At 41.5% G+C, this 23,123-nt stretch carries 22 protein-coding genes, 16 tRNA genes and 1 rRNA gene; 29 read left to right on the plus strand and 10 right to left on the minus strand.

Going from position 1 to position 23,123, the window contains the following annotated elements; genetic code table 11:
* Nucleotides 1-344: 344 nt before the first annotated feature.
* The 17 genes from rrf to H9649_RS14755 all read left to right on the plus strand — a co-directional run bounded on the left by rrf (nt 345) and on the right by H9649_RS14755 (nt 2,260).
* A 5S ribosomal RNA gene (gene rrf, locus H9649_RS14675) occupies nt 345-459 on the plus strand.
* Between the two features lie 51 nt (nt 460-510).
* Nucleotides 511-585, plus strand: a tRNA-Asn gene (locus H9649_RS14680).
* Between the two features lie 3 nt (nt 586-588).
* Nucleotides 589-680 (plus strand) — tRNA-Ser (locus tag H9649_RS14685).
* A gap of 15 nt (nt 681-695) precedes the next feature.
* Nucleotides 696-770 (plus strand) — tRNA-Glu (locus H9649_RS14690).
* Between the two features lie 286 nt (nt 771-1,056).
* Nucleotides 1,057-1,132 (plus strand) — tRNA-Val (locus H9649_RS14695).
* Nucleotides 1,133-1,172: 40 nt separating this feature from the next.
* Nucleotides 1,173-1,247, plus strand: a tRNA-Met gene (locus H9649_RS14700).
* Nucleotides 1,248-1,250: 3 nt separating this feature from the next.
* Nucleotides 1,251-1,326 (plus strand) — tRNA-Asp (locus H9649_RS14705).
* 10 nt (nt 1,327-1,336) lie between these two features.
* Nucleotides 1,337-1,412, plus strand: a tRNA-Phe gene (locus H9649_RS14710).
* A gap of 18 nt (nt 1,413-1,430) precedes the next feature.
* Nucleotides 1,431-1,506: transfer RNA gene (locus H9649_RS14715), tRNA-Thr, on the plus strand.
* A 16-nt stretch (nt 1,507-1,522) separates the two neighbouring features.
* Nucleotides 1,523-1,607 (plus strand) — tRNA-Tyr (locus H9649_RS14720).
* A 7-nt stretch (nt 1,608-1,614) separates the two neighbouring features.
* Nucleotides 1,615-1,688: transfer RNA gene (locus H9649_RS14725), tRNA-Trp, on the plus strand.
* Nucleotides 1,689-1,712: 24 nt separating this feature from the next.
* A tRNA-His gene (locus H9649_RS14730) sits at nt 1,713-1,788 on the plus strand.
* Between the two features lie 38 nt (nt 1,789-1,826).
* A tRNA-His gene (locus tag H9649_RS14735) sits at nt 1,827-1,902 on the plus strand.
* A gap of 9 nt (nt 1,903-1,911) precedes the next feature.
* Nucleotides 1,912-1,983 (plus strand) — tRNA-Gln (locus tag H9649_RS14740).
* 4 nt (nt 1,984-1,987) lie between these two features.
* Nucleotides 1,988-2,062 (plus strand) — tRNA-Gly (locus H9649_RS14745).
* Nucleotides 2,063-2,072: 10 nt separating this feature from the next.
* Nucleotides 2,073-2,146: transfer RNA gene (locus H9649_RS14750), tRNA-Cys, on the plus strand.
* Nucleotides 2,147-2,179: 33 nt separating this feature from the next.
* A tRNA-Leu gene (locus H9649_RS14755) sits at nt 2,180-2,260 on the plus strand.
* Nucleotides 2,261-2,379: 119 nt separating this feature from the next.
* Here H9649_RS14755 and H9649_RS14760 read toward each other — a convergent pair.
* On the minus strand, nt 2,380-3,075 hold the full coding sequence (locus tag H9649_RS14760; protein ID WP_191695661.1) for a B3/B4 domain-containing protein: 696 nt from the start codon (nt 3,073-3,075) through the stop codon (nt 2,380-2,382).
* 52 nt (nt 3,076-3,127) lie between these two features.
* Between H9649_RS14760 and queG the strand changes: the two genes are divergently transcribed.
* The 4 genes from queG to H9649_RS14780 all read left to right on the plus strand — a co-directional run bounded on the left by queG (nt 3,128) and on the right by H9649_RS14780 (nt 6,925).
* Complete coding sequence (gene queG / locus H9649_RS14765) at nt 3,128-4,255, plus strand: tRNA epoxyqueuosine(34) reductase QueG (protein ID WP_191695662.1); 1,128 nt, start codon at nt 3,128-3,130, stop codon at nt 4,253-4,255.
* A gap of 13 nt (nt 4,256-4,268) precedes the next feature.
* Nucleotides 4,269-4,742 (plus strand): tRNA (uridine(34)/cytosine(34)/5-carboxymethylaminomethyluridine(34)-2'-O)-methyltransferase TrmL, encoded by a 474-nt coding sequence (gene trmL, locus H9649_RS14770; RefSeq protein WP_191695663.1) that lies wholly within the window; start codon nt 4,269-4,271, stop codon nt 4,740-4,742.
* A gap of 333 nt (nt 4,743-5,075) precedes the next feature.
* Entirely contained in the window at nt 5,076-5,906 is an 831-nt protein-coding gene (locus H9649_RS14775) for an aldo/keto reductase (RefSeq protein ID WP_191695664.1), read from the plus strand.
* 86 nt (nt 5,907-5,992) lie between these two features.
* On the plus strand, nt 5,993-6,925 hold the full coding sequence (locus H9649_RS14780) for a methyl-accepting chemotaxis protein (RefSeq protein ID WP_318241703.1): 933 nt from the start codon (nt 5,993-5,995) through the stop codon (nt 6,923-6,925).
* Between the two features lie 43 nt (nt 6,926-6,968).
* On the opposite strand, the gene H9649_RS14785 is transcribed toward H9649_RS14780, so the two are convergent.
* The 3 genes from H9649_RS14785 to H9649_RS14795 are packed head-to-tail and all read right to left on the minus strand — an operon-like array spanning nt 6,969 to nt 8,720.
* Nucleotides 6,969-7,808, minus strand: coding sequence for an RluA family pseudouridine synthase (locus H9649_RS14785; protein ID WP_191695665.1), 840 nt, complete (start codon nt 7,806-7,808; stop codon nt 6,969-6,971).
* 8 nt (nt 7,809-7,816) lie between these two features.
* On the minus strand, nt 7,817-8,293 hold the full coding sequence (locus tag H9649_RS14790; RefSeq protein ID WP_191695666.1) for a thioredoxin family protein: 477 nt from the start codon (nt 8,291-8,293) through the stop codon (nt 7,817-7,819).
* A gap of 1 nt (nt 8,294) precedes the next feature.
* Entirely contained in the window at nt 8,295-8,720 is a 426-nt protein-coding gene (locus H9649_RS14795; RefSeq protein ID WP_191695667.1) for a disulfide oxidoreductase, read from the minus strand.
* Between the two features lie 127 nt (nt 8,721-8,847).
* On the opposite strand from H9649_RS14795, the gene H9649_RS14800 reads away from it, so the two are divergent.
* The gene (locus tag H9649_RS14800) at nt 8,848-10,395 is read left to right on the plus strand and encodes a carbon-nitrogen hydrolase family protein (protein WP_191695668.1); all 1,548 of its coding nucleotides are present in this window, start codon (nt 8,848-8,850) and stop codon (nt 10,393-10,395) included.
* A gap of 74 nt (nt 10,396-10,469) precedes the next feature.
* Here H9649_RS14800 and H9649_RS14805 read toward each other — a convergent pair whose 3' ends face one another.
* Both H9649_RS14805 and H9649_RS14810 read right to left on the minus strand, forming a co-directional pair.
* Nucleotides 10,470-11,810 (minus strand): hemolysin family protein, encoded by a 1,341-nt coding sequence (locus H9649_RS14805; RefSeq protein WP_191695669.1) that lies wholly within the window; start codon nt 11,808-11,810, stop codon nt 10,470-10,472.
* A 214-nt stretch (nt 11,811-12,024) separates the two neighbouring features.
* Nucleotides 12,025-12,177, minus strand: a complete 153-nt coding sequence (locus tag H9649_RS14810) for a hypothetical protein (RefSeq protein WP_191695670.1) — start codon at nt 12,175-12,177, stop codon at nt 12,025-12,027.
* 492 nt (nt 12,178-12,669) lie between these two features.
* Between H9649_RS14810 and H9649_RS14815 the strand changes: the two genes are divergently transcribed.
* From H9649_RS14815 to H9649_RS14825, 3 genes are all read left to right on the plus strand, one after another.
* On the plus strand, nt 12,670-14,409 hold the full coding sequence (locus H9649_RS14815; RefSeq protein ID WP_191695671.1) for an ABC transporter ATP-binding protein: 1,740 nt from the start codon (nt 12,670-12,672) through the stop codon (nt 14,407-14,409).
* 1 nt (nt 14,410) lies between these two features.
* Nucleotides 14,411-16,162, plus strand: coding sequence for an ABC transporter ATP-binding protein (locus tag H9649_RS14820; RefSeq protein ID WP_191695672.1), 1,752 nt, complete (start codon nt 14,411-14,413; stop codon nt 16,160-16,162).
* Nucleotides 16,163-16,298: 136 nt separating this feature from the next.
* Nucleotides 16,299-17,558: an MFS transporter gene (locus tag H9649_RS14825; protein WP_191695673.1), complete on the plus strand. Its 1,260-nt coding sequence runs from the start codon at nt 16,299-16,301 to the stop codon at nt 17,556-17,558.
* A 37-nt stretch (nt 17,559-17,595) separates the two neighbouring features.
* On the opposite strand, the gene H9649_RS14830 is transcribed toward H9649_RS14825, so the two are convergent.
* Together H9649_RS14830 and H9649_RS14835 are read right to left on the minus strand one after the other, a co-directional pair.
* Nucleotides 17,596-17,748, minus strand: coding sequence for a hypothetical protein (locus H9649_RS14830; protein WP_191695674.1), 153 nt, complete (start codon nt 17,746-17,748; stop codon nt 17,596-17,598).
* A 50-nt stretch (nt 17,749-17,798) separates the two neighbouring features.
* Nucleotides 17,799-18,002, minus strand: a complete 204-nt coding sequence (locus H9649_RS14835) for a YheE family protein (protein WP_191695675.1) — start codon at nt 18,000-18,002, stop codon at nt 17,799-17,801.
* A gap of 69 nt (nt 18,003-18,071) precedes the next feature.
* Between H9649_RS14835 and H9649_RS14840 the strand changes: the two genes are divergently transcribed.
* Nucleotides 18,072-18,464: a ferritin family protein gene (locus tag H9649_RS14840; RefSeq protein WP_191695676.1), complete on the plus strand. Its 393-nt coding sequence runs from the start codon at nt 18,072-18,074 to the stop codon at nt 18,462-18,464.
* A 41-nt stretch (nt 18,465-18,505) separates the two neighbouring features.
* On the opposite strand, the gene H9649_RS14845 is transcribed toward H9649_RS14840, so the two are convergent.
* The gene (locus tag H9649_RS14845; RefSeq protein WP_191695677.1) at nt 18,506-19,282 is read right to left on the minus strand and encodes a helical backbone metal receptor; all 777 of its coding nucleotides are present in this window, start codon (nt 19,280-19,282) and stop codon (nt 18,506-18,508) included.
* Nucleotides 19,283-19,464: 182 nt separating this feature from the next.
* Here H9649_RS14845 and H9649_RS14850 point away from each other — a divergent pair, with 182 nt between their 5' ends.
* The 3 genes from H9649_RS14850 (at nt 19,465) to H9649_RS14860 (ending at nt 21,716) form a co-directional block, all read left to right on the plus strand.
* Nucleotides 19,465-20,112: a hypothetical protein gene (locus H9649_RS14850; protein ID WP_191695678.1), complete on the plus strand. Its 648-nt coding sequence runs from the start codon at nt 19,465-19,467 to the stop codon at nt 20,110-20,112.
* 86 nt (nt 20,113-20,198) lie between these two features.
* Nucleotides 20,199-21,356, plus strand: coding sequence for a DUF445 domain-containing protein (locus tag H9649_RS14855; RefSeq protein WP_318241704.1), 1,158 nt, complete (start codon nt 20,199-20,201; stop codon nt 21,354-21,356).
* Between the two features lie 12 nt (nt 21,357-21,368).
* Complete coding sequence (locus H9649_RS14860; RefSeq protein WP_191695679.1) at nt 21,369-21,716, plus strand: YlbF family regulator; 348 nt, start codon at nt 21,369-21,371, stop codon at nt 21,714-21,716.
* Nucleotides 21,717-21,818: 102 nt separating this feature from the next.
* Here the strand turns inward: H9649_RS14860 and H9649_RS14865 are convergent, their stop codons facing one another.
* Nucleotides 21,819-23,117, minus strand: a complete 1,299-nt coding sequence (locus H9649_RS14865; protein ID WP_191695680.1) for a globin-coupled sensor protein — start codon at nt 23,115-23,117, stop codon at nt 21,819-21,821.
* Nucleotides 23,118-23,123: the final 6 nt, after the last annotated feature.

A 23,123-nucleotide genomic window follows, 5' to 3' on the forward strand; every position in this document is an offset into this window, starting at 1 on the left:
TGAGGTAGATAGGTCCGGGGTGGAAGCGTGGCGACACGTGCAGCTGACGGATACTAATCGATCGAGGACTTAACCTAAAGCGAAATGCCGAAGCGGTCGTCTAGACGCGACAGGCATAAGACAGAATGGCGAAGCGGCGCTTTTTGCCGCACAGCCAGGCTGGCTTATGACCCGAGCGTCTGACCGCTGAGGCTGGACAGTTTTAAAGTGCACGGTTGAATGTGATGCATTCACAACAATGTCTGTTTTATCCGGTTTTGAGCGAACAAAAATAAACATTTTTGTAAAAAACGCTTGCAATTTAGGCTGGATTTGATATAATAAATCTTGTCTTGTGAAAAAAGTCTGGTGACGATAGCGAAGAGGTCACACCCGTTCCCATACCGAACACGGAAGTTAAGCTCTTCAGCGCCGATGGTAGTGGGGGATTCCCCCTGTGAGAGTAGGACGTCGCCGGGCTTGCATTCACAAAGTGAATGAAATAGGAAAACAATTACTTTCCTGAATTATTCCGCAGTAGCTCAGTGGTAGAGCAATCGGCTGTTAACCGATCGGTCGTAGGTTCGAGTCCTACCTGCGGAGCCAATTGGAGAGCTGTCCGAGTGGCCGAAGGAGCACGATTGGAAATCGTGTAGACGGTTTACGCTGTCTCAAGGGTTCAAATCCCTTGCTCTCCGCCAGATTTATCTTAGTTAGGCCCCTTGGTCAAGCGGTTAAGACACCGCCCTTTCACGGCGGTAACACGGGTTCGAATCCCGTAGGGGTCACCATTTAACTACCATTCTTACTCTAACATCGTGAATCCCGTTTAAAGTGGGAGAAGCGAGTAGAACAAGGAAGCAATACAGAGAAGGAAGAAGCGTACAAGAATACGTGACTGACTGATCGAATGAAGCTGACGCAGTAATGCGAAGCTTATCGCAACTCTCGTTAAAAGTGGGAGAAGCGAGTAGAACAAGGAAGCAATTGAGAGAAGGAAGAAGCGTACAAGAGTACGTGACTGACTGATCGAATGAAGCTGACGCAGTAATGCGAAGCTTATCGCAATTTTAACCCGGAGGATTAGCTCAGCTGGGAGAGCACCTGCCTTACAAGCAGGGGGTCGGCGGTTCGAGCCCGTCATCCTCCACCATCTTTTTAAGTGACAACTTTATAGTAAGTATTATTATTATCGCGGGGTGGAGCAGTGGCAGCTCGTCGGGCTCATAACCCGAAGGTCGCAGGTTCAAATCCTGCCCCCGCAACCAAATGGTCCCGTGGTGTAGCGGTTAACATGCCTGCCTGTCACGCAGGAGATCGCCGGTTCGATCCCGGTCGGGACCGCCATTTTTATTGTGGCTCAGTAGCTCAGTCGGTAGAGCAAAGGACTGAAAATCCTTGTGTCGGCGGTTCGATTCCGTCCTGAGCCACCATATTTATTTTTACACCGTGCCGGTGTAGCTCAACTGGTAGAGCAACTGACTTGTAATCAGTAGGTTGAGGGTTCAAGTCCTTTCGCCGGCACCATGAAATTTCCTAGGTTGGTGGGGTAGCGAAGTGGCTAAACGCGGCGGACTGTAAATCCGCTCCCTCCGGGTTCGGCGGTTCGAATCCGTCCCCCACCACCATTTTTACAGGGGCATAGTTTAACGGTAGAATAGAGGTCTCCAAAACCTTTGGTGTGGGTTCGATTCCTACTGCCCCTGCCATTACTGTTCTAATCTAATATTACGGCGGTCGTGGCGAAGTGGTTAACGCATCGGATTGTGGTTCCGACACTCGGGGGTTCGATTCCCCTCGTCCGCCCCATTCTAATCTGTTAGCAATTATAAAATATAGGTATCATGGCGGTCGTGGCGAAGTGGTTAACGCATCGGATTGTGGTTCCGACATTCGGGGGTTCGATTCCCCTCGTCCGCCCCATTTATTCTTTGGGGTATAGCCAAGCGGTAAGGCAACGGACTTTGACTCCGTCATTCGTTGGTTCGAATCCAGCTACCCCAGTTTCGCGGAAGTAGTTCAGTGGTAGAATACGACCTTGCCAAGGTCGGGGTCGCGGGTTCGAATCCCGTCTTCCGCTCCACTTTTCTAACGGCGGCATAGCCAAGCGGTAAGGCATGGGTCTGCAACACCCTTATCACCGGTTCGATTCCGGTTGCCGCCTCCAAATTTTCATATGCGTTATGTAAGTTATTATTATGCCCGAGTGGTGGAATGGCAGACACGTCGCACTCAAAATGCGATGCCGCGAGGCGTGCCGGTTCAAGTCCGGCCTCGGGTATCCACTAAAAATACAACTTCGGTTGTATTTTTTTCGTTTAGATGCTTATTGATAAGGTTGATGAAAAACGCTCCTCTCCTGTGGTTGAAGGAGGGAGCGTTTTTCTATAACTACATGTGTCACCGGACTAAATCTATATGTGGCTGACTACTTGTTAAAACGTAGGATGCTGAGTCCCCACCACTGATGCTCGTGAACATATTACCACTAGCTGTAGTGAGCTTATGAGCTTCTTCTTCACTCATGGATGGGCGAAGATATATTACTTGTAAAATTTCTGTCGTTTCTTCAGTTACAGCACATCTTATGGAATCTACATAAGGACTTCCGAAAGGGCTATATTCGTCTCTTAATAACAAGATATTGTTCAAATCATTGACTTGTCCATTTAAACCATTGTAACGGTCATCTTCTCCGCCTAGCGTCAGTTGAATGTTGCCGACAAGATCATTGAAATCGTAAATACTTGTCGGGATTTCATATTGGAGAGAGAAAAAAATGTTTAAGTCCACGGCGGTTTGGTTTGATTGATGGTAGTTCTGCTCTTTTATATTTTTATATAGGTATTCGACAGATGGCGGAGATTGATTATGATCAGAACCAAAAGCTTTCCAAGTTTCACGCCAAGATTGGATGCCAGGGAAATTCGAAAGTGGCTTTCTATCCAATTCGAAAAAGAGTTGTTCCTGGAATAGCTGCAGTCTTCCTTTTAACATTTGTGGAGATTCTGATACAGTAATATTGGTATAATGGTTAATGCCTAATTTTAATTGAGGAACAGTAGTAAATAATCCTTTATCTATTTCTATTTTCAAGTGAATCCCCCTTAGTCTTTTTTTTATCATATCATAAAGGAGGCGGAGCGTAATGAAGGTCGCTCAGGTTCAACAATCGATAAGAGAATATGCAATTTCCATCGGTATTGATAAGATTGGCTTTACGACAGCCGCTCCTTTTCTTGAGTTGAAAAACCGCCTACGACGTCAACAGGAGTTGGGTTATCAATCGGGGTTCGAAGAGAGTGATATTGAGAAGCGTACTGAGCCTATGTTGCTCTTGGATCGTGCTGAAAGCATCATTGCGATCGCTGTTGCGTATCCTTCCAAAATGGAGGATTCCCCTAAAGGAAAGAAGGGGGAGCGGCGTGGGATTTTTTGCAGAGCTTCATGGGGAACTGATTATCATATCGTTTTACGGGAAAAACTCCAACTGTTAGAAGCATTCATTGTTGAATTGGTTCCAGAGGCTAAGATGCGTTCTATGGTAGACACAGGTGAGCTGGCTGACCGTGCTGTAGCGGAACGTGCAGGGTTAGGCTGGTCGGCTAAAAATTGTTCCATCATCACTCCGGAATACGGCTCTTACGTCTATTTGGGCGAAATGATTACAAATATCCCATTTGAACCTGACACGCCGATGGAAGACCAGTGTGGAGATTGCACACTTTGTATGGATGCTTGTCCAACCGGAGCACTGATTCAAGGAGGTCAATTGAACGCCCAAAGATGTATTGCGTTCCTCACACAATCTAAAAAACCGATTCCGGAAGAGTTCCGAGCAAAAATCGGAAACCGTGTGTATGGATGCGATACGTGTCAGACCGTTTGTCCTAAAAATAAAGGCATGTACAATTTACATCAAGAAGCTTTCAAACCTCAACCAGAGTTAGCTAAACCACTTCTACTCCCGATGTTAACTTTATCAAACCGACAGTTCAAAGAGGACTATGGACATATGTCCGGTTCATGGAGAGGTAAGAATCCTATTCAAAGAAATGCTATTCTTGCCATAGCTCATTTTAAAGATGAAGCATCTGTGCCTGCGCTTGCTGAATTACTTTTGTCGGATCCACGCCCTCTAATTCGTGGAACAATTGCATGGGCACTTGGCCAGATTGACAGTAGCGAAAGTGTACAAGCAATTAAAGATGCCTATCAAACGGAGTTAGACGAAGATGTATTAAACGAAATGAAAAAAGTGTTGGATACTAAATGAAGGAAGTGCTGTAATGGCTATACATGTTGTCTTATATGAACCACTCATACCTGCAAATACAGGTAATATTGCTAGGACATGTGCAGGAACCGGTACAAAGTTGCATTTAATCAAACCGCTTGGATTCTCTACGGATGATAAAATGCTTAAGCGAGCAGGACTTGATTATTGGGAGCATGTGGATATTACATATCATGAAGGGATACAGCAATTTTTTGATGCATATCCAAGTGGTGAGTTTTATTTCATTACGAAGTTTGGAGAAAAAACGTACTCTTCCTTCGACTTTTCGGTGCCATCAAAAGATATCTTTTTCGTCTTTGGTAAAGAAACGACCGGTTTACCGGATGATATCGTACAATCCAACAAAGATACATGTCTGCGCATACCAATGAACGATCATATCCGATCGTTGAATTTGTCAAATACTGCTGCAATTCTAATCTACGAAGCATTGAGGCAACAAGAATTTCTTGACTTACAATAAAAAAAAGACAGCCATTTGACAGGCTGTCTTTTTTTTACTTAGCGCTAACTCTTTTAGTTTTACCGGGTTTGTCATCGTATCCACCTGTAAAAATAGCAGAAAGGAATGCGAAGCAGACACCCATGATAAGGATTAGTCTCATTAGATGTACCTCCTGTAAAAATCATTAGTTCTTTGTACAGTATACCCTAAACTTAAGTTAAATGAAATGTCTGTCCTATAAAATTGTGTCATTCTGATTAACAATAACGACATCACCCATTTCCAATATTAGATAAATTGGTTGTATGAATGTACAATAGGGTAATTATCATTGCGAAGGAGTGAAAGAATATGAACTATTATAATGAGACATTCAGGTTGGCAAATGGCATAGAAATGCCTCAGTTCGGACTTGGCGTATATAAGATGACGGATACGGAAGAAACGATTAAGGCAATCAGTTATGCATTAGAAGTTGGTTATAGAGCAATTGATACCGCGGCAATTTATGAGAATGAAGAGGAAACAGGGGAGGCTATACGCAACTCTGGCATTGCAAGAAGTGAATTGTTCATCACATCTAAAGTTTGGAACACCGATCAGGGATATGATGAAACGTTGCGTGCATTCGAAATATCCCTCGAAAAATTAGGAATGGATTATTTGGACTTATATTTAACCCATTGGCCCGTTGCAGATAAATTCGTCGATACGTATCGGGCGATTGAAAGATTGTATGATGAAAAATTAATTAGGGCGACAGGTGTATCCAATCATCACGAACACCATTTGAACAAGCTTTTTCAGACAGCCAATGTTAAACCAATGGTAAATCAGATTGAGCTCCATCCAAGGCTCTCACAGGAAGCTTTGCGCAACTTTTGCCAGCGTCATGATATTGCAGTGACTTCATGGTCTCCTTTAGCTAGAGGAGTTTTACTGGACGATCCAACGCTAATGGAGATAGGTGCTAAATATGGAAAATCACCTGCGCAAGTAATTATCCGTTGGCATTTGCAACATCGGTTAATCGTCATTCCAAAATCAGTGACGCCTGAGCGGATTCTTTCAAATATCGATGTGAATGATTTTGAACTGACAATACAAGATATGATGAAAATTGATTCGCTGAATCGGAATGAAAGAACAGGAACGAACCCGGAAAAGTTTGACACAATTTAAATAGTTCATAGGTATCTAGGTCTATTATCATATTAAGTATAAAATTATGATATACTAGATTTATCTATACTGTAGGGGGAATTTCTGTGTTTAGAAATAAGAAAAAAGAACTGACGGATAATCGTTTGCAAAATGAAATGGATGAACTGAAGTTGGAGTTCGATGCAAAAGAACAGAAAGAGCTATCACGTTTGCAAGGTATCCGCGAAGAGTTGACTGCGGCCGTACATCAGCATGAGAAAGTGAATTCTCAACATAATGTATTGGGACAAGCAGTCAATCAGATAGAACAGAAGTTTGAAAATGTCGGAGAACTAAGTGAGCAGACATCTAAAAAATCAGGTGAACTTTTTGATAAAGGTCGTTCTCTGGAAGAAAAGTCTCATAGGATGGTGCATGAAGCGACTGAAGGGACAAAGGAAGTGCAAACGACTGCTGATGTCATTAAGGAGCTCGGAACTCAAATTCAAGCTTCTGAGAGAAATATGTCAAATCTCAGTGATCGATCAGTTGAAATACAATCGATTGTTGGTGTAATTGAGGATATCGCTGACCAAACAAACCTTTTGGCTTTGAATGCATCTATTGAGGCTGCTCGTGCAGGTGATTCCGGAAAAGGATTTGCAGTCGTTGCACAGGAAGTGCGTAAATTAGCAGAAAGCACATCCAATAGTACAGCGAATATCCAGACACTGACGACTTCCCTACGTGAAGAGATTGAACAGGCGCTCACTGCGACTAGGAAGAGTGCAGCTCTTGTAGAAAAAGGTATTTCAGTTGGTATGGAGACTGCGTCTAAAATTGAGCGTATCCTTGGAACTGTAGAAGAGAGCAAAATGGATATTACAAACATACAGGATATGATCGAAGAACAAAAGAAGCTTTCCGAAGCAGTTAAACAGGAATTATTGGAAGCGAATAACTTATTCAAAGAAGCGCATGCATTAATTGTAGAACATATTGAAGATGCGAGAGAAGTGGATTTACGGCTTGAAAGCGGAATACGTAAATTATCCTAAATAAAACCGGAGAGATGGATTAATTCCACTTCTCCGGTTTTTATTACATTTCAATCGTTATCTGTTCAGATGTAAAAGGATGTATGAATGATACTTTCTGTGCAGTCAATCGATAGTTACCATCAGTCGTTTCGCTGCCTCCATATAATTCGTCGCCCTTAACAGGATGTCCGATATGGGAAAAGTGCACACGGATCTGATGTGTGCGGCCTGTTTCTAAGCTGGCTTCAACCAGAGTAGCGTCATCAAGCCTCTCAATCACTTTAAAACGAGTAGCCGCATCTTGTCCAGCAGGAGACACTCTTCGTCTTGTCGGATGATGTCTGTCTCGTCCAATTGGATATTGAAGTGTCCCTTTTACGCGCTTCACTTTGCCGTCCACTTCTGCTTGATAGACACGTGTAATTTCACGCTCTTCAATCATACGGTCGAACATTGCTTTTGCGATGGGATGCTTAGCGACAAGTATTATGCCTGCCGTCCCTTTGTCTAACCGATGGATATGTTCAGCATATGTCCCCTCATTCATAGCGACATGTGCCATGATGCCATTCATGAATGTGCCACCGTTATCTGTATCATCAGGATGTATAGGTACACCAGCAGGTTTCACAGCAGCTAAAATGTGTTCATCTTCGAATAAAACTAAGGGTGTAACATTCTTATCAAGCTTGTATGTCGAATGAGCATCCTTGAAATGGAATACTAACTCTGTGCCTGAAGGTAGTGGATTTCGCCATTCCAATTGTTCGCCTTCAATATCCGTCACCGCTTTGTCCATCCGCATTTGGTGAACGGTTTTCTTTCCAGCTTGCCAACGGTTACGAAGAAGCTCTTCAATCGTCAATCCTTCTTCAGGTGTAATATACGTAAAAGAGGTCATCTGTTTCCTCATTTCTCATCATATTTATCAAAGAAAGCTTGAATGTCTTCTTTTGGATTGTCTGGCAGACCTACTGTGCGGGCGACTTCTTTTCCGTCTTTGTAGTGAACGAGTGTTGGCCAACTAGTTATTCCGTAAGGCTGAGACTCCTGTGAGAACTCAAGCATATTATATTGATACACATGGATGTCGTTCTCTTTTGCAATTGGCATGAGTGTCGGTGTCATCTTCATGCAATACTGACATTCAGGAGAAAAGAAATAGGCTGTAACAGATTCACCTGATGATACTTTTTCGTATAAGTCATCTGGCATTACGATGTTGCTATAGTTTTCATCACCTATCAAATCGATCGTAGACTGTTTCAAATCATTTGTTCCATAGGGATTATCTTGTAACTTCGTTTCGTTGGCCTGCAAGTTCAAGAAGACAATTAGACCAAAAATAATGATGATAATTCCGCCAATTATTAATAGTTTTTTCATTTCATCTGGACTCCTTCTGCCATTTCATTAAGAATAGGCTTGTAATGAAAATTAATACGAATGCAATGAGAGCCATAAACGGTATCGTAATGAAACCTAGATAGTTCACATACTGTCCTGTACATGGGACAGCACCACATGCGGGTGCATTTTCTTGCAAAAAGCTGAGTTTTTGGATGCCGTAATGGTATAGTGAAATAGAACCGCCAATTACGGAGAAAATTGCTGTGGTCAATGCAATCCTTGCATTTTTCTGAAACAGAGCTATGCCTGAAATGAGAACGACAGGGTACATAAGGATTCTTTGGTACCAACATAAAGTGCAAGGCTCATACCCGCGGATTTCTGAAAAATAAAGAGAACCGAACGTGGCAATGAGGGAAATTGTGAAGATAAATACTAGACCATTTTCCGAACGTTTATTCATCATGTCAACTCCAATTTCAAAGACTCATCTATGATTATAGTGTGTGGGGAGATTCATGTAAAATAATCGAGACGAAATGATATGTAAAAGTAATTATTGGGTATTAAATATAGAAGAGGTGAATGATTTGAGTGAAGAATTTAATGATGTATCTTCTTTTGAAATGAGTATGGTTATTCGGGAACTTGAAAAAGAAGATATTAGTAAGATTTTACAAATGCAGAAAGTATGTTTCCCGGGGATGGAGCCTTGGGAAGAAAGCCAATTACTAAGCCATCTGTCCGTTTTCCCGGAGGGCCAGTTCGTCGCGGAGCTTGATGGGGAGATCATTGGATCGTGTTCGAGTCTGATCGTCAACTTTGATGAATATGACGATCGCCATACATGGGATGATATATCAGCAGAAGGTTATATTACGAATCACAATCCTGAAGGTTTTAACTTATACGGTATAGAAGTGATGGTACATCCCGATTATCGACGGATGAAAGTCGGTCAGCGGCTGTATGAAGCAAGGAAAGAACTCGCCCAAAGATTAAATTTGAAGTCGATTATAATTGGCGGCAGGATTCCGAACTATCATGTCTATGCGAATGAAATGAGTGCAAGGGAATATGTTGCTGCGGTTTCAAGGCATAAAATTTATGATCCAGTCCTGACGTTCCAAATATTGAACGATTTTACATTGATGCGTGTCAATCCGAATTATCTACCTGATGATAAAGCTTCGAGAAAATATGCGACTTTAATGGAATGGAATAATATTGATTATAAAGCGACAACAAAACGTCATTTTAAAACTAGCTATCCTGTTAGAATTTGTGTCGTGCAATATTTGATGCGTAAGATATCATCGTTCGATGAAATGGCGTCGCAATGTGAATACTTTGTAGATGTAGCATCAGATGCGAGTTCTGATTTTGTCGTCTTCCCTGAAATTTTCACAACACAACTTATGTCTTTCCTGGACGAGCCGTCACCTAGCCGAGCCGTGCGTAAAATGACGGAGTACACACCTCAATACATCGAGTTGTTTACGAACTTGGCTGTCCGCTATAACGTGAATATTATCGGAGGATCACACTTTGTTGAAGAAGAGAATGAGGAAATCTATAACATTGCCTATCTTTTCAGACGTGACGGTTCTATTGAAAAGCAATATAAAATCCATATTACGCCGAACGAACGGAAGTGGTGGGGAATTAGCGCAGGTGATTCCGTGCGGGTCTTTGATACGGACTGCGGAAAGATCGCCATTCAAATATGCTACGACATCGAGTTCCCGGAACTTGCTCGAATCGCTACCGACAAAGGTGCTAATATTATTTTCACACCGTTCTGTACGGAAGACCGTCAAGGCTATTTACGTGTACGCTATTGTGCACAGGCGCGTGCTGTAGAGAATCAGATATACACTGTCATTTCAGGTACAGTCGGCAACTTGCCTCAAACAGCCAATATGGACATCCAGTATGCGCAATCAGCGATCTTCGCACCATCAGATTTCGAGTTTGCACGTGACGGGATTGTTGGAGAAACGAATGCCAATCTTGAAACGGTATTAATCGGAGATGTGGATTTGGAGATTTTACGTAGGCAGCGAATAGACGGGACGGTCAAACAATTGAAAGATCGGCGTCATGATGTCTATCATGTGGAGTATAAAAAAGATTGACGATAAAAAGTAGAATCAAAAAAACGAACTTCAAAAAAGACATCTTCCTATTTTAGGAAGATGTCTTTTCGTTATTAGGATTCAAATTGTAAATCAGCAGTTCCATTCTCTTCTTTGTTTTCGTATTTCATCGCTTCCAAATAAAGAATATGGTGTCCTTCGACGTCCTTTACAGTGAATTCATATCCTTGTTCGATAATCTTTTCACCAGGCACGGCTTCAAATCGTTCAGACATGAACCAACCACCTATTGTATCGATGTCCTCTTCGTCAATATCTATATTTAATACGTCATTAACGTTCTCAATAAGCATCTTAGCATCTAAGATATAATGATCTTCGTTGATCATCTGGACTTCAGGTACTTCATCCGTATCGAACTCGTCTTGAATTTCTCCGACAATTTCTTCTAGAATGTCCTCGATTGTTACAAGTCCGGAAGTACCGCCATATTCGTCCATAAGGATAGCCATATGGATTCGTTCACGTTGAATTTTCAGCAACAGATCTCCAATAGCCATTGTCTCAATGACACGGATAATAGGTTGCATATGTTCATGAACAGATTGACTTCCAGCCGTTGGATCTTTGATGAATGCCGTTAAGAGGTTTTTCATGTTGATCAACCCGATGACATGGTCTTTATCGCCATCTGTTACAGGATATCTTGTATATTGTTCGACACCAGCCATTTCAAACATTTCTCGTAATGTCATATCTTTTTCGACGGTCATCATTTCTGTCCGTGGAACCATGATTTCTTTTGCGACCCGATCATCAAATTCGAAGATCTTGTTCACAAATTTATATTCTGATTGATTAATTTCTCCACCTTTTAAACTGTCTGTAAGAATCAGACGAAGTTCATCTTCGGAGTGGGCGACATCAGACTCTGAAATGGATTTAAACCCGAACATTCGGATGATGAGTCTTGCAGAACCGTTCATACCTTTAATGACAGGGTACATGAGCAGATAAAATACAATCAACGGTTTAGAGAAGCTCAGAGTAATGGACTCTGCCCGCTGGATTGCTATTGTTTTAGGTGCCAATTCGCCTACAACTACATGCAGGAAAGTTACTATCGTAAAAGCGACTATGAAAGAAATGGCAGTTGCGATATTTGGCGCAAGATCAAGATGAGTGAATACCGGTTTAAGTATCAACTTTACGGTCGGTTCACCGAGCATACCTAGCCCTAGGGCGGTAATCGTTATACCTAATTGACAGGCGGAGAGGTACTCATCCAAATTATTAATGACTTTCTTGGCGGTGACCGCCCTACGGTTTCCTTCCGCGACAAGCTGATTGATTCGCGTTGTACGTACTTTCACTATTGCAAATTCACTCGCTACAAAAAATGCGGTGAGAGCGATCAAGGCAGCAAATGCTGCCAATCGTATGGCAATTTCCAAATAAGTTTACTTTGCTCCGCACCCGAATGAGGGGTAGAACAAAGTGCACACCTCCTGTAAGATTAAAATCGTTAGTTAATATAATGATAATTTATTTGCAAGAGAAATACAAATGGTATTCATGAAAACATAAAGAAAAAAATACCAGGAGAAATCTCCTGGTAAAAAGTCGTTCAATATACGTAAATTTGCCGTGGGGTATATATTGGAAGTCTTAACCAAACATCGGGAAAACATACTTAAGCAAGAACCATAGCAAGCCAAAGAAAATAATGATGTAGGCTGCATATTTAATGAATGTAGCACCGACAAGGCTGTTATCGGTTCTCTCTTCACGTTTCACTTCAATATTCTTTCTTTCTTCCATTTGAAACATCCCCTGTCTTATTAAATACTATGTTTCTTAGATACCCACATATGCATTCTTAAAACAAATTGTTGAAATTGTGTTGACAAGGACAAAATGGCAATGGTACTGTATAATTATTCGAAAATCGAAATAATGAAGGAGGCGCGGACAATGCAAACGATCGTCATCACGGTAGAAACGAATAATTGCATAGATTGTCTGTTCCGCATCCGAACTGATATTAACGTAATTTAAACTCGGACGGGGCAAAGAATATCCGTTCTAATAGTATGAGCACACGCTTATCTTATGAAGCGTGTGCTCATTTTTTTTGGATGAATAGTCGGTATTTTCACGCTATGCGTGTGAATATATATAGTGAAAATTGAAGGAAGGAGTGCTGATGATGAACAATGTAATTCAGCAAAGGAAACTACTAAAGAAGGAATCTCTGGAAAGCGGTTAGCTGATTTACTAGCTATCGAACGATGAAGGAAGAAGGTTGAGAACATGTTTTCAGTATTATTCAAGTTGAAATGGTTTTTTAAAGAGAATCGGAAAAGGTATACGATTGCTCTTATTTTGATGACATTGGCAAATTTACTTGTCATTTTACCGCCATGGCTTATCGGTGAAGCTATCGATGCAATCTATACACAAACAATGACGACGAGACTATTAGCATTATTCATAGGTGCAATGTTGCTCATCATGGGGCTTGCCTATTTAGGGAACTTTGTATGGCAATACCAGCTGTTTGGGGGAGCGTATGTCATTGAGCGTCAATTGAGGACGCGTTTAATGCGTCATTTCTTAAAGATGACACCGTCGTTCTACGAGAAGAATAAGACAGGTGATCTGATGGCTCGCTCGACAAACGATTTGCGGGCCATTTCAGAAACAGCCGGTTTTGGTATTATGACGCTCGTCGATTCGACTGTCTATTTAGGAACACTGATCATTACGATGGGCTTCCTTGTTTCATGGAAATTGACATTGGCGGCAATTATTCCGTTGCCTATATTAGCTTTCATACTACAATATTTAGGGAAGAAAATTCACGAACGCTATATGACAGCTCAACAGGCGTTTGGAGATTTGAATGATAATGTCCTTGAAGCTGTTGCGGGAGTGAGAGTTGTCCGGGCATATGTGCAGGAGAGGGCTACTGAGCAACGTTTCGCGGATATGACAGAAGATGTTTACAAAAAAAATATGCATGTTGAAAAAATCGATGCGCTGTTCATGCCGTTTTCGAAAGCGCTGACGGCATTGACTTATATGGTAGGTCTCGGTTATGGTGCTTATCTCGTATCAATTAATGCGATCACTCTTGGAAATCTTGTAACATTCAATGTCTATCTTGGCATGATCGTCTGGCCAATGTTTGCAATAGGTGAGCTGATCAACGTCTTACAACGGGGGAATGCTTCACTGGACCGTGTTATGGAAACGTTAGACTATGAAGAAGATGTCAAAGATCCAGACACACCTGAACAGTTGACGCAACCGGAAAATGTAGGATTCAGAGATGTTAGTTTCACGTATCCGATGTCACATGCTGTGAATCTCGATAAGATCGAGCTCACGTTAGACCGTGGTCAAACGCTTGGTATCGTCGGGAAAACCGGTAGCGGAAAAACAACATTCGTTAAACAACTGCTGCGGGAATATCCTGCAGGTGAAGGAGAAATCGTGTTTTCTGATATTGCTTTGCAGTCATTTAAAAAAGATCAGGTACGTGATTGGATCGGTTATGTGCCGCAAGATCATGTGCTGTTTTCAAGGTCTGTCCGCGACAATATTCTGTTCGGTCGACCTGAAGCAACTGAAGCGGATATCGCGGAGTCCATCCGGCTTTCCTATTTTGAAAAAGATTTGCAAATGCTTCCTGCAGGTCTGGATACACTTGTCGGTGAGAAAGGTGTCGCATTATCAGGTGGACAGAAACAACGGATATCCATTGCGCGTGCACTTGTAAAAAATCCGGAGATTCTTATTTTGGATGACTCCCTTTCAGCAGTGGATGCTAAGACCGAGTCAAAAATTATTGAAAACATCCAGGCAGAGCGCTCGGGTAAAACGACCATTATTACAACGCATCGTCTATCTGCGATACAACATGCGGACTGGATCATTGTGCTGGATGACGGGCGTGTCATTGAAGAAGGAAGACATGAAGAGTTGCTTGCGAAGAACGGATGGTATAAAGAGCAATTCGACCGCCAGCAAATTGGGGAGGTTGAATAATATGGGTACCGGTAAAAGATTAGTGCAGTATGCACTTGAGTATAAGAAGTTATTAATAGCAGGTTTGGTGTTACTGGCTTTTGCTGTCGGAGCAGATTTGATGGGCCCGATGATTGCTAAAAGAATCATTGATGATCATATCGCGACATCGATTGACAGCGCGATTAATTTTACGCCGATCGCCAAGCTGCTAGCAGTGTTTTTCGGTTTGGCACTAACGACTGCAGTACTGCGTTATTTTCAGTATTTATTATTGCAGAAGGCGGCAAATAGGATTATTCAAAAAATGCGTAATGAATTGTATGCACATATTCAAACATTGCCGATCCGCTACTTTGACAATTTGCCTGCAGGTAAAGTTGTCGCAAGAATTACAAACGATACAGAAGCTATCCGTAATCTTTATGTAACGGTCGTTTCGCAGTTTGCGATAAGCGGCATGTACATGATTGGAATTTTCATAGCCTTGTTCTATCTCGATCCGCGAATGGCGGCTATTACATTGTTTGTCGTTCCTGTGCTCTACGTGTGGATGAAGCTCTATCGAAGATTCGCTTCGAAAGTGAATCATATTATCCGTAGCAAAAACAGTGAAATGAACGCGATGATTAATGAATCCATCAATGGGATGACGATCATACAGGCATTCCGCAGGGAAAAACAGATGGATGCCGAGTTCAACGAGTTGAATGAAGAGCACTACACGTATCAAGGGAAACTGTTGAAAGTCGAATCTGCCACTTCACATAACTTGGTCGATATAATGAGGTCTCTAGCTTTCGTATTTCTTATTTGGTATTTTGGTGGTGCCTCAATTACGACGGAAAGTGTCATTTCAGTCGGTATGTTGTATGCGTTCGTTGATTATATAACGCGTCTGTTCAATCCAATTACGGGTATTGTTAATCAGTTTGCCCGACTTGAGCATTCCCTAGTTGCGGCTGAACGTGTCTTTAGTTTGATGGACCGGGAAGGTGAGCCGGTTAGTGATGATAAAATTGCGCGTTATCGCGGAAATGTTCGTTTTGAAGATGTCTGGTTCGCGTATAAAGATGAGGAATATGTATTGAAAGACATCGCATTTGAAGCAAGGCAAGGGGAAACTGTTGCACTTGTTGGTCATACGGGATCCGGTAAAAGTTCGATTATGAATTTGCTGTTCCGTTTCTATGATGTGTCAAAAGGTAAGATTACGATTGACGGAACCGATATTTCTACAATGTCTCGTCAAACAGTCCGAGAACATATGGGGATTGTGCTGCAAGATCCGTATTTGTTCAGTGGTACTGTTGAGTCGAATATCAGTTTAGGTGATTCACGCATATCGAGGGACAAAGTTCAGCAGTCACTTGATGCCGTAGGTGGAGAACGGGTGTTAAAGCATTTGCCAGGTGGCATTGACGAGCCAGTTGTTGAGAAAGGAAGTACGTTATCTTCAGGACAGCGTCAGCTCATTTCATTCGCCCGTGCTTTGGCGTTCGACCCAGCGATTCTCATTTTGGATGAAGCGACATCCAATATCGATACCGAAACAGAAGAAATCATCCAGCATGCGATGGACGTCCTGAAAAAAGGACGTACGACATTCATCATTGCGCATCGTTTGTCGACGATTAAAAATGCGGATCGCATTCTTGTTTTGGACCACGGAGAAATTGTTGAACAAGGAAATCACGATGAATTGCTTGCGCTCGGCGGGCAATACGCTCAAATGTATAAACTGCAAGCGGGAACGTCAACGAATGCAGGATAATAATGTATATTGTAGGGATCGATAGGCATTGCCTATCGATTCCTTATTTTTATTGCTTTAGCTCATTGCATAATTGTTTAACAACCCGTATATTTAGAGTGACGAAACATTAATTGTATGGAAAGTTGGAAACTCGATGAAATGGGCTGGGGAATGGAAACGGCAATTCTCTTCATTCAATAGAAATGTCAGACTGTATATGCTTGGAAATGTGCTTATTCAAGTGGGGATGGGCATTTTCATGGTCATGTATAATTTGTATATTAGAGAGCTTGGCATGCCTGAAACTGTAAACGGGAAAGTGATATCGATGACTGCTTTGGCACTTGCGATCGTGCTTGTACCAGCAGGATTTTTAAGTGATAGAATCGGTCGTAAGTGGCTTATAGTCGGTGGCTCGGTATTGACAGCATGTACATTATTCTATCGCGGAATCGCTATTACTGAGACGCCAATAATCTTTGCCGCATTATTGACGGGTCTTTTTATGGCATTTGTACAAGTTTCAGGTATTCCATTTCTTGCGGAAAACTCTTCACCTGGTGAGCGTGTTCATCTGTTCAGCATAAATTTCGCCTTCGTAACGATAGCCAATGTCGTCGGTAGCTTATTAGGCGGCATCATTGCGGATATAATGGAAACAGTAGGTTCACTTTCTACTGTAGATGCAATCCGTTGCTCATTAATAGCAGGGGCTACAATTTTTACTATTGGGTTATTGCCTTTCTTTAAACTTCAGGAAAAGTCAGCTAAGCCAGCAGAGAAACGCTTAAAAAAACCTTTGACTGAAGTGAGCGGCATGGATGATACGTTGAAGAGGAATCTGATCGTCATTTTCCATTTCTCTTTCGCCAGCTTATTGATCGGATTTGGTTCTGGTCTTGTCGTGCCCTATTTAAATCTTTATTTTGCCAACCGGTTTGATGCATCTAATAGCTACATCGGATTTGTTTTATCATTAGGTTCTGCTATGACTGCTATCGCGGTAATGATTGGTCCGGCATTATCCAAGCGTGTCGGTAAAGTGAAGGCGCTCATCCTGTTTCAGATGTTGTCCATACCCTTTTTATTATTGACGGCTTATACAACGTCAATATGGCTTGCTTCTCTTGGTTTCTTGCTAAGGCAGGCATTGATGAATGCGGGTAATCCGCTTCAGAGCGCGATTGCGATGGAGGTCGTGTCAGACAAATATAAAGGCCTTGCCAATTCGATGAATCAAACTGTGTTCAATATTGGATGGGCGACGATGGGACCGGTTGCAACAGGTCTAGTCGTTGTTCAAGGGGCATATTGGGGCTATGCTTTGGCGTTCACGATAACCGCGGGACTATATGTATTATCTTCGCTTTATTATTACTTCATCTTTGGAAGACGTAAATTGGCGAGTGAGTAAAAAGAGTGCGATTTCCGTTAAGGAATCGCACTCTTTTCTATTTACGTCTCGTGAACTGGGTTTCTTTCCAAGCATTCTGCTCATTCGGTACATGACTTTTATCTTCAAATACATTTTCGGTTTTTTCGTTCTGGATTTTCATCTGTTCTTTTTCTTTCTCTAGTTGTTCAGGGGATTTCTCTTTATCCACAATACTCGCCTCCTTAGTTTCGAAGCATAGTATATGCGGAAAAGAGTTGTTCATTCATAAACGTGAAATGTCATTAGTTCATGGATCATTTTTTTGACTTGATCTTCATCAGCAGGCGTTTCACCCGTCCAGTTAATGACACCATCGGGCATGTAGTCGCCTGTATAACGTTGATTTTTGTAAAAAAACGAAAATGTCCAACCCGGAAGACTTCCACCTGCGAACATCGGTTTGAAACTAAAATGTTGTAACATTGGACTGCTCCTTTCATATGTAGAGGCCCGAGTGCATAAAGTGTAAAAAACATGCAAAGGGGTGCTGACGTGTTTGTCGATAAATTAAAACAAGCGATCGAAAGTGAATATAAAGACTATCACTTCTATAAATCGATGTATGAGCAGACGAAGGATCCGCTTTGGCGCGATTTCATCCAACATGTGTATGAAGATGAAAAAAGTCATTATGAAATGTTCCAACAGCTCTATTATATGATGACAGGTACATTTGTTCAAAATCCGAAGAAATCGATTCCTTGTTACAACTTCAAAGAGTGTGTCAAGCAAGCGCTTGTGGATGAACTGGAGGGTGTGGAACTGTACAAGGAAATGTTACTCACTATACCGATGCAACAGGCTTACAATCCGCTCTTCATCGCAATGCATGATGAAATGGAGCATGCAATACGAATGTCCACAATCTACAATTCCTTAAAGTGATTCCGAACACGTGACCATCACTCTGATGATCCCGTGTTTTTCTATTGGAATTTGCTTCGTAAATAGCCTGCTGCTTCTAATATTCGCGGACCATACCAGAACATTTCCCCATCAACTAAAATAATTTCTGTGTCAGGGAGGAAGCTTTTGAACTCCGGAATATGCTTTTCTTTATAAGGGAACGGTTCTGATGCTAACAAAAGGCAATTAAGTTCTGCTTGTTGAAACTCTTCGACGGAAACTGCAGGGTATCTTCCTTCAGAATGGATGAACGGATTAATGAACCCCATCCGATCAAGCATGGACTGTATATATGTGTCTTTTCCTACGACCATGTAAGGTTTTCTCCAAATAACGTAAGCGGTACGCATTCCTTCGATGTTAGGTAACTTTTTAAACTGTTCACGGATTGCATTGACGAGTTGAGATGCAGGCTGTATACGATCAGTCAACGCTCCCATATCTTCGATCATCTGAAAGGCGTCATCAATTGTCTGTACTTCCGCTACATAGACTGGAAAATACTGTTCCAGCTCTTCTACAATTTCTTTTGTATTCTCTTCTTTTTCAACGATGATGAGGTCGGGTTTGACGGCTTTAATCGCATCTAGATTTATGTCTTTTGTTCCGGCTACCGCTTGCACGTTCTCTACTTTTCCTTCTGGATGGATACAATATCTAGTTCTACCGACAATCTCGTCTTTAAGATCGAGTCCAAATAGCGTATCGGTTATGCCTGGACATAGTGAAACGATACGTTTTGGCGGGAACGAATATGTGACACTTCTCCCTAATTTATCAACTACTGTTTTATTCATCAGATATACCTACCTTCTTGTAAAACTGTTGTTCCAATCATACCGTTAATAAAAAGAAAAGTCAGTAGCAGTGAACAAATGAGTAGGCAACGATGATTTTGAAAGTTATATGGTAAGATGAAGGGGAGAATGAAAAATACATCACGATAATAATAGAACAAAAGGGATAGGGGAAAGTTCATATGATTAAGAGTGCAACGTTATATACGGATAAACTGAAAGCAATGAAACGTTTCTATGGAAATCTTTTAGAGCTGGACATGATTGAGTCGACTGATGAGCACTTTACTATCCGAATCGGAGAGTCACTACTGACATTCAAACATACCGAACAGCCAGCTTATTATCATTACGCGATTAATATTCCAGGGAATCAATTCTCTATGATGAAGTACTGGGTTCAAGACCGAGTCACATTTAACCGGGAAGAAGGTCGGGATGAAGTATATTTCCCTAGCTTTGACGCCGATTCAATGTATTTTGAAGATCCGGCTGGCAATGTTGTTGAGTTAATCGGAAGAAGGAAACGTGATTTATTTGGGGATTTAACAAAAGAATCATTTTTGAATATTAGTGAAATCGGTGTTGTTACACCATATGTGGCAGAAGTAGGAGACCTCTTGCAGGATATGGGTTTGCCGCTTCGTAGCGGAACGGATGTAAATCCTGATGATTTGAATTTTCTTGGACGGGGAGATACGTATATTGTTTTAGTGCCACCAGGCCGGCGTTGGTACTTCTCAAAAAAGGTATCAGAGACCTATCCGTTGGAACTCACTTGGAAGGATGCAAAGATTTCATTGGATGCAGATGGAAAACTTGAATCTTAATGGGTAGAGGTAAAAGCGAAGATAGCTAATACTTTTTCGAAATAGGACTGTTCTGTTATAATTGGAACGGAACGAAACAGGAAAAGGTGAAGCTATTGAATTTTATTTGGACATTGCTTTTCATGGCATTGATCGGAGCATTGATTGGTGGATTTACAAATCACCTCGCCATCAAAATGCTGTTCCGTCCCCATGAAGCGAAATATATTGGAAAATGGCGTCTTCCATTTACACCGGGATTAATTCCGAAAAGACGTGATGAACTTGCGGTTCAACTCGGTAAAACGGTGACAAATTACCTTGTGACACCAGATATGTTCCGTAAAAGATTGTTAACACCTGAAATGGAAACGAAAGCGGAGGCGTTCGTGCAACGGAAAATCGAAGAATACGTACTTCAATCTGATAAGACGTTGAATGAATGGATCAAGAACGCGGGCGCAACTGAACTTGTTATGAAAACAGAGCACAAGATAACTGAAACGCTGGATTCACAGCTTCAGAAAGTGAAAGTGAAATTAACTTCAGGTACAATAGCGGAAGTCGTTCCGATTGCCTGGCAAGAGCAGGCAAAGTCCCATATTCCATCCATTACGAATTATGTCGTCCAAAAAGCAGAACTTTACGTGGATTCCTACGAAGGGAAAGTGATGTTCCAGAAGCTAATTAATGATTTTCTGGAATCTAAAGGGACTTTAGGCGGCATGTTGAATATGTTTTTCGGAGACTCAAACTCATTAGTTGAAAAAGTGCAGCGGGAAGCGTTAAAATTCATCAAGGCGCCAGGGACTTCAGACTTGATCACTTCAATAATCGATAAAGAATTTGTGAAGCTTCAACGACGCCCAATGGATGAATTAGTTGGCGGCTTTGATTGGGACGGTCTATTCGCTTCGATTCATACGTATGTTAAAAGTGAGTTGGCGATTGAAAGTAGACTGGATAAAACGCTTTATGATTACTGGCCAAAAGGATCTGAATGGACTGCAGCCAACGTTACACCGAAGTTAGTGGACTTTGCTTTCATCCAAGCTGAAAAGCAGCTGGATCTTTCCTTGAAGAAATTAAAGTTAGATGAAATTGTAAAAGAGCAGGTTGATACATTCCCGGTAGCCGTATTGGAAGATCTCGTTTTAGGTATTTCAAGGCGTGAATTTAAAATGATTACCGTGCTTGGCGCCCTATTAGGTGGTGTCATCGGAATCGTACAAGGTTTAATCGTCTTTTTTACAACTATAAATTAGGGGGACTGAACGATGACAGTGAATATTTATGATGATTTGAACAAGTTGGAGTCAACTTTCAGAAAGACTGAGGAATTTGCGGAAGTGACAAAAGCGATTGAAGCGGTTAAAAATGATGAGCAAGCATCCGAGCTGTTCAAGAGTTTCCGTAAGATCCAAGTGACGTTGCAAGAAAAACAGATGCAAGGAGAAGAAATTGCACCTGAAGAACTTGAATATGCTCAAAAAACTGCACAATTAGCACAACAGAATGAAAAAATCATGGAAATGCTGCAAGCGGAAATGAAGCTTAGCGGTCTGATTGAAGAAGTGAATCGTGTGCTTATGAAGCCGATTCAAGAATTATACGAAGCTTTGTAATGTGAATATGGACGTTTATAGTTACGACTTGCCACGACTATTTCACTAAATTAGATTTTAAAATAAGTAAGAGCCCAATTCGCATTGAATTGGGCTCTTTGTTTATTGCATCTCGGACAAAGCGTGTGCAGAAGCGCTTATTTCTTCAGTACTATGCTCAAAAGATTTAATAGAAGCAAAAATCTTTTCAATATCCGTGTGAAGCTGTGCATTCCTCTCCTGCATTGTCACCATAGAGTCAACAATGGAAGCGAACGAATTGCTCGAAAGTGCTATCTGTTCATGCTCTTTATCTACGAGTAGACGGAGCTCTTCGACTTCCTTCACAATCAGGTTTGTTTTCTTTTCGGTTTCATCTAAAATGACTCCGATCTCTTCAACGGAAGCTTTAGTATTTGCCGCCAATTTACCTACTTCCCCTGCAACGACTGCAAAGCCTTTACCATGCTCACCTGCACGGGCAGCTTCAATGGAAGCGTTCAATGATAAAAGATTTGTCTGGTTTGCTATACCGGTAACGATTTCTGCAATCGATGAAATTTTCACATTCAACGTTTTTAGTTCTTCTGCACGAACACGAATGGAGTCCATATTGGATTGGATCTCAACTGACTGACTTACAGTAGAATGAAGTGCGTTTTGCTCTTTTTTGGAAGCATTTGAAATTTCATCTGCTAATACCGTATTATCATCTGCCAAACTATTGAGAGTTTCCAACACTGTCGTCATGTCATGAACTTCAGAAGTGGTTTTATCAATGACTTCATATAGGACAAGGGAACTTTGTTGAATTTCTTCCATAAGCGCGGTTTTTTTATCGTTTTCATCAATCAATTTCTGTTCGTTTTCCTGCTCATATACTTCAAGTACAAGCTGTTGTTCGAAGTTAAGGATTTTGGCGATACAATTGATAGCAATTACTTTATCCCCAGCTACTAGTGAGGACGCATCGATAACCGCAAAAAAACTATTTAGCAAATCTTGAAAAGAAGATAAGTACCATTTCGGTTCGAGGCCGATGCGCGCATGAATAACGGCGATCCGATGGCGTGCTTCCACATATTGTTTATCAATCTTTCCATCAAACATTTCAGAAATATGTTTTTCAAGTGTAATACGCAAACGATCGACTGTGCTATTGTTCGAAATAATTTTTCTTAATGACTCTTCATTTTCGAGATTGACGTAAAAATTTGATACAATAGATTCCGCATTGGTTTTAACTTCAGGAATTAAAACACGTAATATCGCTAAATCGTTTTCGGTTAAATTGCTCATCGTCAATTGTGATTTTATGTCTTTCGGCAAGTCTTTTGCAATGGTGACATTCGTAAGTTCTTGTTTTGCGCGTTCAAGCAACGGAAGTTCCGTCACGTCTCTTTTCTTTGTAAATAAAGCCAAAGTATT

Source organism: Sporosarcina quadrami, assembly GCF_014836615.1.
Lineage (GTDB): Bacteria > Bacillota > Bacilli > Bacillales_A > Planococcaceae > Sporosarcina > Sporosarcina quadrami.

Excerpts from the sequence above, each read along its gene's own strand:
- queG (WP_191695662.1), top strand. The coding sequence starts at position 3,128 with ATGAAGGTCGCTCAGGTTCAACAATCGATAAGAGAATATGCAATTTCC.
- trmL (WP_191695663.1), top strand. The coding sequence starts at position 4,269 with ATGGCTATACATGTTGTCTTATATGAACCACTCATACCTGCAAATACA.
- H9649_RS14775 (WP_191695664.1), top strand. The coding sequence starts at position 5,076 with ATGAACTATTATAATGAGACATTCAGGTTGGCAAATGGCATAGAAATG.
- H9649_RS14785 (WP_191695665.1), bottom strand. The coding sequence starts at position 7,808 with ATGACCTCTTTTACGTATATTACACCTGAAGAAGGATTGACGATTGAA.
- H9649_RS14790 (WP_191695666.1), bottom strand. The coding sequence starts at position 8,293 with ATGAAAAAACTATTAATAATTGGCGGAATTATCATCATTATTTTTGGT.
- H9649_RS14795 (WP_191695667.1), bottom strand. The coding sequence starts at position 8,720 with ATGAATAAACGTTCGGAAAATGGTCTAGTATTTATCTTCACAATTTCC.
- H9649_RS14810 (WP_191695670.1), bottom strand. The coding sequence starts at position 12,177 with ATGGAAGAAAGAAAGAATATTGAAGTGAAACGTGAAGAGAGAACCGAT.
- H9649_RS14815 (WP_191695671.1), top strand. The coding sequence starts at position 12,670 with ATGTTTTCAGTATTATTCAAGTTGAAATGGTTTTTTAAAGAGAATCGG.
- H9649_RS14820 (WP_191695672.1), top strand. The coding sequence starts at position 14,411 with ATGGGTACCGGTAAAAGATTAGTGCAGTATGCACTTGAGTATAAGAAG.
- H9649_RS14825 (WP_191695673.1), top strand. The coding sequence starts at position 16,299 with ATGAAATGGGCTGGGGAATGGAAACGGCAATTCTCTTCATTCAATAGA.
- H9649_RS14835 (WP_191695675.1), bottom strand. The coding sequence starts at position 18,002 with ATGTTACAACATTTTAGTTTCAAACCGATGTTCGCAGGTGGAAGTCTT.
- H9649_RS14845 (WP_191695677.1), bottom strand. The coding sequence starts at position 19,282 with ATGAATAAAACAGTAGTTGATAAATTAGGGAGAAGTGTCACATATTCG.
- H9649_RS14850 (WP_191695678.1), top strand. The coding sequence starts at position 19,465 with ATGATTAAGAGTGCAACGTTATATACGGATAAACTGAAAGCAATGAAA.
- H9649_RS14860 (WP_191695679.1), top strand. The coding sequence starts at position 21,369 with ATGACAGTGAATATTTATGATGATTTGAACAAGTTGGAGTCAACTTTC.